We start from the raw sequence: 15,941 nt of genomic DNA on the forward strand, positions 1-15,941 counted from the left end.
AAAAGGGAGTGGTGGAGCTAAGCGGGATCGAACCGCTGACCTCTTGCATGCCATGCAAGCGCTCTCCCAGCTGAGCTATAGCCCCAACAAAATGATTTTGATACCACCTAACAGGGAATTAGATGGTGGAGCTAAGCGGGATCGAACCGCTGACCTCTTGCATGCCATGCAAGCGCTCTCCCAGCTGAGCTATAGCCCCAAACAAAATCCTTTGGACGGAGGGCATAATATTCAAGCAATGCTAGGGTGTCAATCAAATAATGTGAAATTGAGTTTAACTGCTGAATTATAGAGCATTTAATCATCAAGAACGGGGTTTGGTGAGGTATTGGCCGGTGATTAATCGTTGCGAATGATTTATTAACAAAGCTAAACATGGCAAAAAGCCCTATTTTAAATAGGGCTTTGGGGGAGGCGTTATTGTGCAGACGCTTCGCGTTCGCTGATGAAAGCTAATGCTTTATCAATACGAGTGATTGAACGCGCTTGACCTATCGCATGTACAGTCACATCTAACGCGGGTGATTGGCCGGCACCTGTCACTGCAACACGTAATGGCATACCGACTTTACCCATACCGACTTCAAGCTCTGCGGCTGTTTGCTCAATGGCTTGATGAACATTTTCAGCTGTCCAATGAGTGATTGCCGCTAATTTTTGTTTGACGGTTTCTAATGGTTGACGAGCAACAGGGCGCAAGTGTTTTTTCGCGGCATCGGCATCAAACTCAGCAAAGTCTTCATAGAAGTAATGGCAAGATTCTGCGATTTCCTTCAACGTCTTACAACGTTCGCCTAACAATTTCACTAGCTCAGCTAATTGTGGGCCGTTTTCAGTATTGATATTTTGTTGTTCAATATGCCATGCAAGATGAACCGCGACTTCTTCAGCAGGTAACTGATTAATATAGTGGTGGTTTAACCAAAGTAATTTATCGGTGTTGAATGCACTGGCTGATTTGCTAATGGCATCTAGGCTGAAGTATTCAATCATCTCTTCACGAGAAAAGATTTCTTGGTCGCCATGTGACCAGCCCAAACGAACTAAATAGTTGAGTAGCGCTTCTGGTAAATAACCTTCATCACGATACTGCATTACACTGACTGCGCCATGACGTTTAGACAGCTTTTTCCCATCATCACCTAAAATCATTGAAACGTGCGCGTATTCTGGAACCGGCGCGCCCAGCGCTTTGAGGATATTAATTTGACGAGGGGTGTTATTAATATGGTCTTCACCACGGATAACGTGAGTAATTTCCATATCCCAGTCATCAATCACCACACAGAAGTTATAAGTTGGTGAACCATCTGTACGGCGGATGATGAGATCATCGAGCTCTTGGTTACTGAACTCAATAGGACCGCGGATGTTATCATCAAAAATAACTGAGCCTTCTTGTGGATTACGGAAACGAACGACATGAGGCTCGTCTGGTGTGTGATTATGGGCGTGATCTCGGCAGCAGCCGTCATAGCGCGGTTTTTCACCAGAAGCCATTTGTTGGTCACGTAATGCTTCTAAACGCTCTTTAGAGCAGTAACAACGATAAGCGGTGCCCGCGTCAAGCATTTGATCAATGACTTCGTTGTAGCGATCAAAGCGCTTCGTTTGATAATAAGGGCCTTCATCCCAATTCAAATTTAACCAGTTCATACCATCCATAATGGCATCGATAGCTTCCTGGGTTGAACGTTCTAAATCGGTATCTTCAATACGCAGAACAAATTCGCCCTGATTGTGACGGCTGAATAACCAGGAATAAAGCGCAGTACGCGCTCCACCAACATGTAAATAGCCTGTTGGGCTAGGTGCAAAACGGGTTTTAATTTTACTCATCGAGATTGCCTTAATTGCGATACGTGGTTTCTAACATGTTGGGCTTCTCTAGACTAAGAAGATAGATGAAGCACAAACTTATCTTCTACTTTAGGTTCATTTGATGAAAACGGGGTCAGCAGCACACGTTATTCATCACGAGAAACTCGTCAACAAGTCTAAAATGTTGCTCTATTCTATCACTCTAAAGTGATACCTCAATCAAGTTATCGATAGTTGAGGCAAATAAAATCAGTCGTAAAAGAAAAATAAAGGAGATTTTTCAAGCATAAAAATATTTTTGTTCTAGTATTGTATTTGTTGGGTGATATGGATTAACCATTTATTGGTTAAATAAGGTTCTTTTCTGGCGAATATTGGTACATCTTGCTTATTTTTACAACGAACAGAAAAAATCTATTCAAAAACCGTTGACTCAGAACGAGGGATCCCTATAATGCACCTCCATCGACGGCAGGGCGATTAGCTCAGTTGGTAGAGCATCTCCCTTACAAGGAGGAGGTCACTGGTTCGAACCCGGTATCGCCCACCACTGTCGACGATAAAAGAAGTAAATGAAGTAAATAAATGGGCGATTAGCTCAGTTGGTAGAGCATCTCCCTTACAAGGAGGAGGTCACTGGTTCGAGCCCGGTATCGCCCACCATTTATTTACAAATATGTGAAGCTTGTCATGAAGTGGGCGATTAGCTCAGTTGGTAGAGCATCTCCCTTACAAGGAGGAGGTCACTGGTTCGAGCCCGGTATCGCCCACCACTTCATTAGTTACTCGCATTATTCATAATACTGATTACAAAAGTTTATAGATGGGTCGTTAGCTCAGTCGGTAGAGCAGTTGACTTTTAATCAATTGGTCGCAGGTTCGAATCCTGCACGACCCACCATCTTAAAATTCAAAATCAGTCATACCAGATGGGTCGTTAGCTCAGTCGGTAGAGCAGTTGACTTTTAATCAATTGGTCGCAGGTTCGAATCCTGCACGACCCACCATCTTATTTATTCCTCTAAATCATCCAACAAACGTTGAAATTCCTTATTGCACATAGCGTGCAGGTGAGAAACTGCATTCAAGTTCAAGTTCAAGTTCAAGTGCAAGTGCAAGTGCAAGTGCAAGTCGGAGCGCAGCAGAGCAGCGTTGCTTTTGTCACAACGACTCGCAGGGGGAGGCCAAAGGCCGAATCATCCTGTACGACCCACCATCTTATCGACTCCTCTAGATCACCCAGCAAAGGTTTAAATTATCTATTGTACTAAACGTGTAGCTGAGAAGCTGTATTCAGGTTCGAGCCAAGCGAAGCGAGACAGCGTTGTGCTAGTGCTTCCCAATGGACATTAACTTTATTACACGCCTAGCCGCTTTTTATTCATAGGAATCGACCTAAGTCTAGCGGAACATCATCGCGAATATGCAAAACAAATAATAGTTCGTTGCACAGCATCCAGCTCCAAACTGTAAAACAGAAACTCCGCAACGCCTTTCAAAGCTCATTTATGGTGAAGTTAGAAATGATGTATTGCCATGAATGGGCGTAAAAGAAATACAGCAATCCTAAAACATAACTTAGAAGCGTATTTAGTTTTGATTGATGATTATCTTTCGATTAATAAATGTACGGAATAGCCTTAAGGATATACTTAATATCGCTTTAGTTTAACTCTTTAGCATTATTCTATATGTATCCAGATTTTGTTTTATTAAGTGTCTGGACGAGAGATTGATCGTGTTACTTGGGAAATTCGGTGGCGAATTCATTAAATATCGCGTATGTCATCGGCGAGTACGCTTATCTGAGTATATGCAGTATGAAGTATTTTTCGCGGAACAAATAGGAAGTCTATTTGCTTATCACTCAAATTAAAGATGCTCTATTTTTAAGCAACAGAATCGGGCTTGTTAAGTGTAAATTTTTCTTAATCATATTATTTCATTTATCCTCTCGAATAGAGAATATTCTATTAACGGTCATGTATAGTTGATTTTCTTATTGTCACGCCGCGTTATTTCATTGTGGGTCTAGCAGCAAAGCTGGCTGGGTCAGCTCTTTAATATGTTAAAGCTTAAAAAATGATTCATCTTGATAATGTTAGTCTTAATAGGAGTAATGAATCTTCTATAAGATAGGCTTATTAATACTAAATTTAACAATCAATAAATAAAATATCATTTCGAGCAGTTGTGGTGTGTTTTGTGCAAAAAAAGAGTATCACATAAAGATGTTTTTATTATTGTTCGTTTTACCTGACAGGGTGTTTTTACACGTAAAAATAGTAAATATCTTCCCTAATAAGTGCTTATATTTCATTTGCCTAGCGAAAAAGAGGAAAATCAAAAATAGTGGGCAATATTCTATAAAAGTTGATGATATAAAAAACTGCCAATGAAAATTTTATAGATATAATTCTCGCAAGTTTAATTTACAACAGGAATATAATTACAAATAATCGTATATAGAGGGATTTATCAGTATAAAAATCTGTGTATTTGTGGAAATTTAATTTTTTGTTTTTTGTGATATGCTTCATGTATAGCAAACCAAAATGATACTTAGGGTTAATGTTTTGTTATGTTGAGTACATTGGCTATAGTCTATTTTTTATGCTGCTTTAAAAATCGAGTATTTTTTGCCGATTGTAACAAAAGGACTATTGTTATAAGTTATTGATATTTAAGTTATCAAAATGATAATATGGGAAAGATTTCCATTTTTTACTTAGTTTTACAGTTTTAGTGTATTTATCGTATTATGTATATTCATAAAATGAATATTACTTTGAAAAATCATTAATACTGTTACAGTGTTAAATTATTCTGTTTATTTCTTTTATTTTTAGATTTTTTATCGGTTAAATGAGCTTAATTTAGATAATAACTCTGTAGCTACCTGTTGGGTTGAGTTCGAACAGAACAACAATTATTAATTGTTAAGTTAATTAACTCATTGAAAATTAAGAGTAATATGCGAGCTGTGGATTTTTTGTGATTATGAAAATATTTAGTTACATAGTTGCAATGTCTTTTTTGGATTAGTTGAAACTAATTATATGGCTAGTATATCATCCCTCTCAAGATATATGCTGAATCGTCGTTAACACACCCTAATGGCTATATCATAAATAAAGATAACAATAGAAAAACACAGAGAATCACCTGCTGATTTTTTATTTCATTAATAATATAAGTTGAAGCGAGAATGTTTATGAATACAAAATATCCTGTCGCTTGTGCAGTTGGACAAAAAATTAAATCGTTAAGAAAATCTCAGGGCTATACCGTTTTCCAGTTAGCTAAAGAGATTGATATCAGCGAACAACAGCTATTCCGTTATGAGCGTGGAGTAAATCGTATAGATATTGATTGCCTAGTAAGAGTACTAAAAGTATTAGATGTGAATATGGGCGAGTTTTTCAGTGAAGTTCTACAAGATGATTCTCATGCTAATGAGGACAAAGAATCTAAAGGGTTTGACGACTCTATTTATTCTCTCATTTAAAGAACAGTTAATTATGTTTCAAAATGAAACTTAATTAAGTGAACAACGCTTAATTGTTTCAATTAAGAACATTATTATACTAATAGCAATTGAGAATTCTCTCTATTGAGAATACTGATAAATTCTTGTATCTATCTTTATTTATCTGCTATCAAATAAAAGCCCTATTATGGGCTTTTATTTTTTTATCAATAGAATTTCAGGAGATTGTCTAAGTGAAAAACGGAGAGATGGATAAGTGGATAAAAGAAGGCGACAGATTCAACATCAGTTAATTTTATTATTCACCAAATTAACTGATGTTATGAATTTTTTGACTAATTCTCTTCTTGGGAAATAGGCTCTAATACAGCAGTAACAATCCGAGAACCAATCATCTCACTAATTCTTATCTGTAAGCTGGCAAGGCTAATCACCGTGCCTTGTGTCGGCTCACTTGTGGTAATGCTATAAATAAACTGGTCGAGAGTTTGGTTATTTTCATTATCAATCAAAATGCCGTAAGACTCATAGATTTCATCTAATCTTGTTGTTCCTTTTAGACTAAGTCCGGAGGTCGGCAGTTCAATAGGGCTGAGATCCGGAGAAACTTGTTCCGAAAACAGACGTTCTAAAAAAGGACGATTTTCTGGTTTTAGCACAACAAACAAATGGTCGTCAGCAAATAACTTTGTTGAGCCTCGTGGTGGAAGCACTCCTTTACCACGGGTTATCATCGCAATGACCGTTTGGTCAGGCAGTGCGAGCTGAGATAAACGTCTTCCCACGGCAGAACAGTCCTCACCTAAGGTGTATTCCACTAGGTCAGCATCGATTTGGTCTACCGCTGTAATATCTAGCGTCGCGGCTGGTAGCAGCGGAGGGGGTTGCATCAAATTCAGTTTTCGTGCGACATATGGCAAGGTGGAACCTTGTAAGGTTGCAGAAATCAGTACAACGAAGAAAACCACATCAAAAATGAGATTCGCGCCTGGCAACCCATAAATAAAGGGGAAAATCGCCAAAATAATAGGAACAGAACCTCTGAGTCCAACCCACGAAACTAGCGTGATCTCTTCACGGGTAAAGCCAAAAAATCTCAAAACAGGCACAACGGCAATAGGGCGAGCAATAAAGGTGAGTACCAGTGCAATAACGAGCCCTTCAAACCACACCTCGAGCAACGAGCTTGGATTGACTAATAGGCCTAACATAACGAACATAATGATTTGGCTTAACCAAGCTAATCCATCATGAAACAAAAAAGTGTTACGCTGGAAAACAAATCGTGCGTTACCAATAACCACACCAGTGACAAAAATAGATAAAAAACCACTACCTTGTAGATTACTCGCAAGACCAAATGACAACAGGCCACAGGCAGCGACAAGCACAGGGTAGAGACCCGTTGCTAACAACTTTATCTTATTAATGATTTTGATGGATATCCAACCAACGCTGAGACCAACAATCGTACCAATTCCCATTTGGCTGACGAACAGTAACAACAACTCTGTTCCTGAGGCGGTTTGGTTCATCAACAGCTGCAATAAACCAACAGTTAAGAAAATTGCCATTGGATCGTTGGTGGCACTTTCTATTTCTAACGTAGACTGCAAACGCTCATTGAGATAGATACCGGCATTACGTAATAAAGAAAAAACGGCAGCCGCGTCTGTAGAACCGACGATGGCACCGAGTAAAAGCCCTTCAAGTAATGGGATCCCAAGAATATAGGCCGCAGCGAGTCCAGTAATCCCAGCGGTGATCAGAACACCGAATGTTGCTAGGGTAAATGCTGGTTTCCAAACAAGGCGAATAGATTTTACCGACGTTTGCAAACCACCATCAAATAAGATCAGGGCTAATGCGAGTGAACCTACGGCATAAGAAACGTTAACATTATTAAACGCGATTTGGCCGATACCATCTTCACCTGCTAGCATTCCTATAAATAAGAACATAACAAGCATGGGTAAACCTAATCGAGCTGAGAGCTTACTGGAAAAAATGCCCAGTAAAATGAGGATTGAAGTGAGTAATATCAGTTGTTCTATAGTCGGCATAATCAGATTTAAGTTAGGGGTTGATAACACGCTGATGATGCAGTAGTGTTGCGTATAACGTAATCAGCAATATGATAAAAAATTAAAATTGATATGGCATTGATACTGTTTTTGTTGAAAGTAGCTGAAAAACATTTCAATCTGCCTATCGTTATGATTATACAATAAATAATATAAATGAATTGACAAATAACTGCATTATATTAAATGAAATTTACATTTGTTGCCTATTTTTATAGCCTTTTAATGGCAACTAACACTAAAAATCAGCCTTTTATTTATGCTTTTTGGTAAGACTGAGCGATAAAGTGTCTAAAATTTGGTTTTTTGTATGTTTTTAATACTAATCAATAGGCTATATGTGTTAAACACAGTGATGAGGTAAAAAAAGCCTGAAAAACATGCGGGAATAGTGAATAAAAAAGCGATTTACAGATGAAAGTGAGGTATGGCCGATATAAATGTATATCGGCCGAAGAGAATTAGTGATAGCGAGCCTTTTTAGCAAGGTAATCACCGATCATTTGCATTCCTTGCACAATAATAACCAATGTGACTACGGTGATTGCCATCGCCACGTTGTCAAAACGTTGGTAACCATAATTGAGCGCGAGATCGCCTACACCACCACCGCCAACGGCGCCTGCCATTGCGGTTGCGCCAACTAAAGTAATACTTGCTGCGGTTAGGCTAAGGATTAATGAGGACTTCGCTTCCGGTAAAATAAAATGCCAAACAATTTGCCAATTAGTGGCACCCATTGAATCCGCGGCTTCAATGATCCCAGAATGAACGCTTAACAGCGAGTTTTCGATTAAACGTGCAGTATAAGGGGCGATATAAATAACAAGCGGTACGATCGCCGCGGTGGTGCCAATTGAAGTTCCAACCATAAAGCGTGTTAATGGGATCATCGCCACCAGTAAGATGATAAAAGGTAATGAACGAATGGTATTGATCATTGGATTAAGAATGCGATAAATCCATTTATTTTCCCAAATCCCATCTGGGCGGGTCACGACAAGCAAAATGCCCAGTAAAATACCCAATAATGAGCCTATCACCAGCGCAATAGAAACCATGGTGAATGTTTCAGACATAGCAAGTAAAAACTGCTTACTTGTTAATGCGGTATCAAACCATTGTGTCATAGAACCCCCTTGCTAACAGCAACACCACGCTGGCGTAAAAACTCAACACCTTGATGAATATTTTCGTTGTCACCAATCAGTTGTACAAACATACTGCCAAGCACGACGCCACTGATTTCCTTCATATTGGCAAATAAAATATTAATTTTAATTTTATCTTGTAAGATCAGTTCATTCACAACAGGTTGTTGAGCTGAACTTCCTAAGAACTCCAAGCGATAAATATTATTTTGATGCTCTAAATTGTGGAGAACACGTTCAGGTATCTCTTCATTGAGGACGGTGCGAACAAATTTTTGGGTGGTTGGATGTTGTGGATTCGAAAATATCTCTAACACAGTACCTTCTTCGACGATACGTCCCGCCTCCATCACCGCAACGCGATGACAAACTTGTTCAATCACCTCCATTTCGTGCGTCACCAGTAAAATCGTGATTTTTTGCTCACGATTAATCTTTTTGAGTAAGGATAAAATTGAAAGTGTTGTTTGTGGGTCTAGCGCCGACGTAGCTTCATCACACAAGAGAATTTTAGGATTATTAATTAATGCACGAGCTATACCCACCCGTTGCTTTTGTCCTCCTGAAAGCTGTCCCGGATATTGGTGTTTTTTATCACTGAGCTCAACATAAGCTAAAATATCATCAACTCGCCGCTCAATGTCTTTTTTACTAACGCCAGAGAGTAACAGTGGCATCGCAATATTTTGAGCAACAGTTTTGGTTTCTAGTAAATTAAAGTGTTGAAAAATCATCCCAATACTTTTTTTATGATCGCGAATTTCAGATGCACTATGATGAGCAATGTTTTGCCCATTAATGACCACTTCACCAGATGTTGGTTTTTCTAGCTGATTCACTAAACGAATCAATGAGCTTTTGCCCGCACCGCTGTAACCAATAAAGCCAAAAATATCACCTTCATTGATTTGCAAATTAACGTCTTGTAGAGCCGTGAGGGAGTGTCCTTCCTTCTGGTATATCTTTTGAATATTTTGAAACCTAATCATATGTCACCCCACATGACTCGTTTGCTTGACGCGTTGCTGATAAGGCAACGCAGGCTGCCATTCATCACCAAGTAATTCGGCTTCAGTACTCTGTTTTACTTGTTGTAAGTGCTGCTCGTGGTAAGCGAGATACAATTTAGCGGCGATATGTTCCGCCAACTTTTGGGCGCTAGTATTGGTATTGGGGATCAAGCCAATCATGGGGCCCATACTTAAGGAGGCGGCTAAATTAAAGCAGTAGATATTGCTGAGTTCTGGTAAGTCACATTCCGCTTTCGGCAGGAATTCAAAATGCCCGCCTAAATAAGGGTAGGCGCTAAACTCGGCATTCTGTTCTTCGTTTGGTGGGGTATACATATCTGCCCATGTTCTAATAAAAGGAGCAATGTTGCTAAACGCGTTGTGTCGCTGCCAGTTAATGCGGTAACCAGTCGCTAAGATCAAATAATCAACGACGTAATTACCGGTTGTCGTCGAGATATGTAATTTATTGTCTTTGACATCAATCTGTTTAATTTGAGTATCGAAATTAAAGTAAGCATTGTCATGACGAGAAACTCTTAGCGTACTGCCGTGTGGAGCCGGTGTTTTCGCTTTAACGACATAATCACTGTAATGCCATTTTTGTGCATCGGTTAGGTGCTCATAAGCTTGGGTGAAGCCAGGGTTGCCAGCGACTTTACCGCGATTGACTCTGGGCATATCTTTATCGCGGATCAGTAATTCGACCGAACGCGCACCATGCTCAAGGGCGGTTGCTGAACTATCCATTGCCCCCGCGCTATAACCAACAACGGCGATATCTAATCCATCAAAGCGACTATAGTCGCTACCTGCATAAGAGTGTTCCCAGTAACGATGAGGAATGCCATCCATAAAATCAGGAATATTGGGTTCACTAAAGGATTCCATCCCCGTTGCTAGGATCACATGTTGTGCCTGATATTGCTGTTGCCCATGATGAGTTTGGAAAGTCAGTATGCAACCTTGCGAATTGAGTTGAGTATCGATTAATTGATACTCATTTAACACCGTGGGTGCGGTCATTTTTTTAAACCATTGTAAGTATTCATCCCATTGTAAGCGTGGAATTTTATCGAGAGCTTCCCATGCATCAGTACCAAACTGAGCTTTAAACCATGCTTGAAACGTTAACGAGGGGGAAGCGAGCGCTGGACCAACAACATGTTTTGGTGAGCGTAATGTTTCCATCAAAGCAGGCTGTTTCCAAGGACCTTCGTTGCCTTCTGGCGCTTGATCAAAAACAATTGCTTCAACACCTTGTAATTTAAGAGCAAATGCGGCAGTAATCCCGGACATTCCTGCACCGATAATCGCGACATCTAGTTGATGATTATCCGTAGAGTTTGGGGATAATGACCAGCGGTTAAGGGGTAAATTAAGATATTGTAGGTCTTGAATAATGTGTTCTTCCAAAGCCTTTAAGCCATTTAACTGTTTCATAAACTTATTCCTTGTCTTGCGTGACTTCAAAAGGCTCGCCTAAAGACAGCATCAGACGGTTCGCCCAAGAGAAAAAGGCGGTTGATTGAATAAGATCGAGAAGCTCCAACTCAGTCAGTCCGAGCTGACGAAGGGTATTAACGTGCTGAGGAGTCGCCTGTATTGGTGTTGCCGAGAGTGAGGCCGCTAAGTCAGTTATTGCTGTTAAGCGTGCATCATAGCCATTAGCTAAAACGTCTCCCGCTGGTGTTGCGAGTAACCTTGCTACATCGGTTTGGCGATCCTTAGCATATTGGCTTGCTTTACGCGCATGCACCGAAGCACAATAGATACAACCGTTAACTTTACTCACAACAGCCGCAGCAAATTCGCGTTCCCAGCGAGGTAAGCCATTAGCGGTATAAAAAATATCACGATCAATCATCGTACGTATTTCTAAGATGTTGCTGTGGTGAGCAAGCAGTAAAAAATATTCGGAATTGAGTTGGCCAAATTTTTTCATCACTTGTGCTTCATCAGCAGTAAGGCTGTGTTTATCACGAGCCTGCAACCAAGCCTCCCAGCCTAGTTGTTCTTGCGTGAAAGCGACTGGCGACGGTCTGCCTTGATGAGTGAGAGGATGGTTGTTCCAAGGGCCAGCCGTAATAGGTTCAGCTTGGTTACTGGTTGCACTTGCATCATGCAGCAATTTCAACCCTTCAATTAAGCGAGCTTGGTAAGTCACAAAGGTGACTAGCTGAGCTAGCAAAATAATATCTTGCTCATTCCATCCGCTTTCTATTAGCGAATGAATAAGCTGATAGTGCGTTTGTTTTGGATGACTAACCAAGGTTTCTACATACTTTGTAGCAGCTTTAAGTGCTGGAGTATCGAGAGCAGGTGAACGTTGTGCTAATAGCTGATGATAAAAATCAGCTAACGCTGGACTGCCTGTTTGCTCGGCAACACAGCGAGCCAATAAAAATTTAACGTCACCGGTTAATTGTGTCGAGGGAGCAGAAAAAATCGCTTCAAAAGCAGCTTGAGTATGTTCTGTCGTGTTTAAACGTTTCTTTCTAGCTTCAGCTAGCGTAGATTCTGGTGTTAGGTTTATTAGCGCATTAACTAAATCGTAATTTAAAATAGGCATCTTATAACTCACTTTTTTTTAACGTTTTTATCCTCTCCATTACATCTCAAGCAGATGGTTATTCGAACGAACAAATTATTATATTTTTATAACTATAAGTTATAAAAGTGGCTATATATATTCTTTTTGTATTAAGTTATAACGAGATGATCTAAATAGGATGTAAAAAATATGATTATACTGACCACATTATTGACACAGGGTCGTAACATCATGTTGAAACAAAAAATAAAACTTTTATCACTAATGGGTATTGCGGTTATCGCGTTAGCGGCATGTAATGATAATAATGAAAAGGGTAACCCCAATAAGAAAGAAATAACGATTGGCTTTGGTGTCGGTAATTATATCGACCAAGTCGAAAAAGGTGTTGTGCCTATTTTGGAGAAGAAAGGCTATAAAGTGAATTTACGTCAATTCTCTCAAAATAGACAAATTAACCCTGCTTTTGAAGAAGGCTCAATTGATGCGTCAGTGAACCAAAGTCGTGCATATATGGAAGCCTATAATAAGAAAAATAATATTAATATGGTGGCATTGACTGATTCGCCTAGTGCACCACAAAGTTTGCGTTCGAATAAACATAAATCTCTTGATGAAGTCAAAGACGGTATGATCGTCGCTTTATCAAATGACCCCGTGAATGCTGAACGTGGGGCTCGTATTTTAGAAGAATTAGGTTGGATTAAAATTAAACCTAATGTCAGTACATTGACATTTAGCGTTAATGATATCGAACCGGCTAAATATCGTTTAGATATTCGAGAAACAGATGCAGCACAAGGGTTACGCTTATTAGATGACGTTGATTTCGTTGTTGTTAATGGTAACTATGTTGCAAGTGCTGGACAACGAATTGCAGATGGATTAGTCGTCGAAAACTCACCATTAGAACACCGGGTGATTGTGACCGTGATGCAAGATGATGTGAATTCACAGTGGGCGAAAGACTTAAAAGAAGCATTCGAATCAAAAGAATACGCGGATTATATTCGCTCCCAACGTATTTATGATGGCTTTATTGAGCCTCAAGCATGGGCCTCTTATCCAAAACCCTAGTCTTTTTATGATGTTTAACATTGTTATTTATTACCACCTAATATCCCATTAGGTGGTTTTATTTTATCTCGATGACCCTGTTAGCCACTAAAATTTAATATGAAAATTTTTCTTATTATCGATATGGACAAAAGGGTGTTTTTGGTTAATTAATAACATAAGCAAACTGAAAATAAAAAAAATGTAATAGCGATATCATCAGGGGGAACCGTTATGACGAATGAACTTATCACAGCACTCAATCTATTAAAGTCAAAAACATGGATTGATTTAACACACGCTTTCGATAAAGATTCTCCCCATTTTTTTATGTTTGAATCAGCAAACTTTAAGACACTATTTGATTATCAAGATGGTTTTTTTGCACAACAATTTACCTTTCCTGGGCAATATGGCACACATATTGATGCTCCATGTCATTTTGTACAAGGAAAACGTTACTTGCATGAACTTGAGCTAAAGGAGTTAGTGTTACCCTTGATTGTTATCGACCAGTCAGCAAGAGCAAAACAAGATCCTAATTTTGCCTTTTCACGAGAAGATGCCCTTAATTTTGAAGCGGAACATGGAAAAATAGAGCCTGAAACGTTTGTTGCGTTACGCACTGATTGGAGCCATCGCTGGCCATCACAGCAAGCAATGGAGAATAAAAACGCGGAAGGCCATAATCAAATCCCAGGATGGGGAATGGATGCATTGAAGTTTTTATTTGAAGAAAGAGGCGTAAAAGCGATCGGCCATGAAACTTTTGATACCGATGCAGCGAAAGATTTCCGTCACAATAATGCGCTATTAGGTGAATATTATGTCTTAGAACAAGACACCTATCAGATTGAATTAATGACTAACTTAGATAAATTGCCAACGCGTGGCGCGGTTATTTTCAATTTGGTTGCTAAACCTAACAATGCAAGTGGTTTCCCTGTTCGCTCTTTTGCTATTTTGCCATAAATCATTTTCTCTCTATCAGCCTGTATCTGTTCTTAAACAGGCTGATAACCCCTCTTAATATTCACAAAAGTCATTATCTATCTTGCACTTCAGCGCATATCGTCCCTTAGGTCGATAGTCAAGCAAAGTTATTTCTATCTATATTAATACTCGAATTAACTTTATTTTAACAAATGCTGGTGGGGGTTGGATGAATTCAAGAACCGTAATCATTACCGGTGGGGGAACTGGAATTGGTGCCGCATGCGCGCAGGTGTTTGCAGAGCAAGGTGATAACGTATTGATTGTTGGACGACGTCCAGAACCGTTACAAGCCGTTGCTGCTCGCACCGGAGCGATTGCCATCGTCGCCGATGTGTCGACTGGAGACTCATGGAATGAAACCATCTTACAGCAAATCAAACAGCATACAGATGCTATCGATGTTTTGATTTGTAATGCGGGCGGAATGGGGCTAGGCCGAGTGGAAGATATGAATGACCAACAATGGCACCAAGGGATGAAAGCGAATCTCGACAGTGCTTTTGCCAGTGTTCGTGGCTGCTTACCATCGTTGATACAGCGTCGCGGTAATGTCCTTTTTGTTGGTTCGCTTGCCTCTTTAGCCGCAGGACCAGAGGCCTGTGGGTATGTGACAGCAAAGCATGCGTTAATTGGGCTAATGCGCTCTGTCGCACGTGATTATGGTCGTCAAGGCGTTAGAGCAAATGCAATTTGTCCGGGCTGGGTAAGAACACCAATGGCAGACGAAGAGATGCAACCTTTGATGGAACAACATCAATTCACGTTGGATGAAGCCTACCAGTATGTATGCCGAGATGTTCCCTTACAGCGTCCTGCTAGCGCACATGAAGTTGCATTAGCGTGTCGATTCTTGTGCTCTGCGGATGCTTCTATGATTACCGGTGCAGCACTCGTTATCGACGGTGGGGCGGCTGTTGTTGACCTACCTACACTGGCTTTTACCTAAGGAGTTATTATGATTGAAGAAGTGGCATTTATCCAAGTTGGCGCATTATCTGATGGATTTGCACCTGATAGCTATATATTAGATACCAATAATCAACTAACAGGTAAAACATTCCAATTAACGTTTGCCGAGACAGCAGCTCAGGAAATAATCTCTTTTCCAACCGAGCAACAAATAGAATGGCAAGGTGTGGTGCGTGATTGTCGTATCACCTCAATTCGTGAAGGCATTTATTTTATTAATTTTATTTCACCAGAAGATTGGCGTACAAGTATTACGATCATTATTAATGAAGCAGAGGATAATTGCGTATTAGTGCGGGGCACGCTTCCCACTGAACAAGATATCCGTATGTCAGCTTTTACAAAAGTCGAACAAAATCAACCCTTGACAGGCGTTGATGTCGATATTCATTTTGGTAGTCTGAGTAATACTCAACATCCACTACCTGCTTATACTTCAGAGTTGATTGGTATGCGTAATATGTATACCTATAACCCTAAAGAGCGTTATGAACATGTTTATTTAAATGAACAATTTTATGCGTGGCATTGTTTAGATGGCGTAGAAAAAGGATTGGCGGATGTTGATCGCTGCCATTATATAAAGGTATCCGACAATTTATATTTATTCATTTGGCGCGAAAAGATTATCCCAACGCTCGGTATTATTCTCATTGATTTACAAGGTATGAGAACGGATGGCGGAATTATGGGGTATCAAGATCAGGCATTTAGTTCAGTTAGCCTATTCCCCGTTGGGGCACATGCTACCATTTTAAATAAAACTCACTACCCTAAATAAGTATTCTATAGGCCACCCGCCGTAAACAG

General features: G+C 39.9%; 11 protein-coding genes and 7 tRNA genes. 10 read left to right on the forward strand and 8 right to left on the reverse strand.

The window, feature by feature from the left end; translation table 11 throughout:
* Positions 1-9 precede the first annotated feature (9 nt).
* The 3 genes from O7C57_RS08220 to gltX all read right to left on the reverse strand — a co-directional run bounded on the left by O7C57_RS08220 (position 10) and on the right by gltX (position 1,839).
* Positions 10-85: transfer RNA gene (locus O7C57_RS08220), tRNA-Ala, on the reverse strand.
* A 38-nt stretch (positions 86-123) separates the two neighbouring features.
* Positions 124-199 (reverse strand) — tRNA-Ala (locus tag O7C57_RS08225).
* A gap of 218 nt (positions 200-417) precedes the next feature.
* Entirely contained in the window at positions 418-1,839 is a 1,422-nt protein-coding gene (gltX, locus tag O7C57_RS08230; protein ID WP_154625124.1) for a glutamate--tRNA ligase, read from the reverse strand.
* A 456-nt stretch (positions 1,840-2,295) separates the two neighbouring features.
* On the opposite strand from gltX, the gene O7C57_RS08235 reads away from it, so the two are divergent.
* From O7C57_RS08235 to O7C57_RS08260, 6 genes are all read left to right on the forward strand, one after another.
* A tRNA-Val gene (locus O7C57_RS08235) sits at positions 2,296-2,371 on the forward strand.
* Between the two features lie 37 nt (positions 2,372-2,408).
* Positions 2,409-2,484 (forward strand) — tRNA-Val (locus O7C57_RS08240).
* Between the two features lie 34 nt (positions 2,485-2,518).
* Positions 2,519-2,594, forward strand: a tRNA-Val gene (locus O7C57_RS08245).
* 52 nt (positions 2,595-2,646) lie between these two features.
* Positions 2,647-2,722, forward strand: a tRNA-Lys gene (locus O7C57_RS08250).
* Between the two features lie 30 nt (positions 2,723-2,752).
* A tRNA-Lys gene (locus O7C57_RS08255) sits at positions 2,753-2,828 on the forward strand.
* Between the two features lie 2,207 nt (positions 2,829-5,035).
* Complete coding sequence (locus O7C57_RS08260; protein ID WP_154635756.1) at positions 5,036-5,329, forward strand: helix-turn-helix domain-containing protein; 294 nt, start codon at positions 5,036-5,038, stop codon at positions 5,327-5,329.
* A gap of 317 nt (positions 5,330-5,646) precedes the next feature.
* Here O7C57_RS08260 and O7C57_RS08265 read toward each other — a convergent pair whose 3' ends face one another.
* The 5 genes from O7C57_RS08265 to O7C57_RS08285 form a co-directional block, all read right to left on the reverse strand.
* Complete coding sequence (locus O7C57_RS08265; RefSeq protein ID WP_154623655.1) at positions 5,647-7,374, reverse strand: potassium/proton antiporter; 1,728 nt, start codon at positions 7,372-7,374, stop codon at positions 5,647-5,649.
* A gap of 482 nt (positions 7,375-7,856) precedes the next feature.
* Positions 7,857-8,525, reverse strand: coding sequence for a methionine ABC transporter permease (locus tag O7C57_RS08270; protein WP_154622346.1), 669 nt, complete (start codon positions 8,523-8,525; stop codon positions 7,857-7,859).
* Positions 8,522-9,535: a methionine ABC transporter ATP-binding protein gene (locus O7C57_RS08275; protein ID WP_163861037.1), complete on the reverse strand. Its 1,014-nt coding sequence runs from the start codon at positions 9,533-9,535 to the stop codon at positions 8,522-8,524. The genes O7C57_RS08270 and O7C57_RS08275 overlap by 4 nt, the downstream gene beginning before the upstream one ends.
* A 3-nt stretch (positions 9,536-9,538) precedes the next feature.
* Positions 9,539-10,999, reverse strand: a complete 1,461-nt coding sequence (locus O7C57_RS08280) for an NAD(P)-binding domain-containing protein (RefSeq protein ID WP_269723892.1) — start codon at positions 10,997-10,999, stop codon at positions 9,539-9,541.
* 4 nt (positions 11,000-11,003) lie between these two features.
* Complete coding sequence (locus tag O7C57_RS08285; RefSeq protein ID WP_269723893.1) at positions 11,004-12,128, reverse strand: alkylhydroperoxidase domain protein; 1,125 nt, start codon at positions 12,126-12,128, stop codon at positions 11,004-11,006.
* Between the two features lie 171 nt (positions 12,129-12,299).
* Here O7C57_RS08285 and O7C57_RS08290 point away from each other — a divergent pair, with 171 nt between their 5' ends.
* From O7C57_RS08290 to O7C57_RS08305, 4 genes are all read left to right on the forward strand, one after another.
* Positions 12,300-13,187 (forward strand): MetQ/NlpA family ABC transporter substrate-binding protein, encoded by an 888-nt coding sequence (locus O7C57_RS08290; protein WP_154621782.1) that lies wholly within the window; start codon positions 12,300-12,302, stop codon positions 13,185-13,187.
* Positions 13,188-13,400: 213 nt separating this feature from the next.
* On the forward strand, positions 13,401-14,138 hold the full coding sequence (locus O7C57_RS08295; protein WP_154621781.1) for a cyclase family protein: 738 nt from the start codon (positions 13,401-13,403) through the stop codon (positions 14,136-14,138).
* A 190-nt stretch (positions 14,139-14,328) separates the two neighbouring features.
* Positions 14,329-15,108, forward strand: coding sequence for an SDR family NAD(P)-dependent oxidoreductase (locus tag O7C57_RS08300; RefSeq protein WP_269723894.1), 780 nt, complete (start codon positions 14,329-14,331; stop codon positions 15,106-15,108).
* A gap of 9 nt (positions 15,109-15,117) precedes the next feature.
* Entirely contained in the window at positions 15,118-15,912 is a 795-nt protein-coding gene (locus O7C57_RS08305; RefSeq protein ID WP_269723895.1) for a MoaF C-terminal domain-containing protein, read from the forward strand.
* Positions 15,913-15,941: the final 29 nt, after the last annotated feature.

It is taken from the genome of Providencia sp. 21OH12SH02B-Prov, from assembly GCF_027362595.1.
In the GTDB taxonomy this organism is placed as follows: Bacteria; Pseudomonadota; Gammaproteobacteria; order Enterobacterales; family Enterobacteriaceae; genus Providencia; species Providencia zhejiangensis.

Coding starts and splice junctions, on each gene's coding strand:
- O7C57_RS08295 (WP_154621781.1), top strand. CDS start 13,401: ATGACGAATGAACTTATCACAGCACTCAATCTATTAAAGTCAAAAACA.
- O7C57_RS08300 (WP_269723894.1), top strand. CDS start 14,329: ATGAATTCAAGAACCGTAATCATTACCGGTGGGGGAACTGGAATTGGT.
- O7C57_RS08280 (WP_269723892.1), bottom strand. CDS start 10,999: ATGAAACAGTTAAATGGCTTAAAGGCTTTGGAAGAACACATTATTCAA.
- O7C57_RS08265 (WP_154623655.1), bottom strand. CDS start 7,374: ATGCCGACTATAGAACAACTGATATTACTCACTTCAATCCTCATTTTA.
- gltX (WP_154625124.1), bottom strand. CDS start 1,839: ATGAGTAAAATTAAAACCCGTTTTGCACCTAGCCCAACAGGCTATTTA.
- O7C57_RS08285 (WP_269723893.1), bottom strand. CDS start 12,128: ATGCCTATTTTAAATTACGATTTAGTTAATGCGCTAATAAACCTAACA.
- O7C57_RS08270 (WP_154622346.1), bottom strand. CDS start 8,525: ATGACACAATGGTTTGATACCGCATTAACAAGTAAGCAGTTTTTACTT.
- O7C57_RS08305 (WP_269723895.1), top strand. CDS start 15,118: ATGATTGAAGAAGTGGCATTTATCCAAGTTGGCGCATTATCTGATGGA.
- O7C57_RS08290 (WP_154621782.1), top strand. CDS start 12,300: ATGATTATACTGACCACATTATTGACACAGGGTCGTAACATCATGTTG.
- O7C57_RS08260 (WP_154635756.1), top strand. CDS start 5,036: ATGAATACAAAATATCCTGTCGCTTGTGCAGTTGGACAAAAAATTAAA.
- O7C57_RS08275 (WP_163861037.1), bottom strand. CDS start 9,535: ATGATTAGGTTTCAAAATATTCAAAAGATATACCAGAAGGAAGGACAC.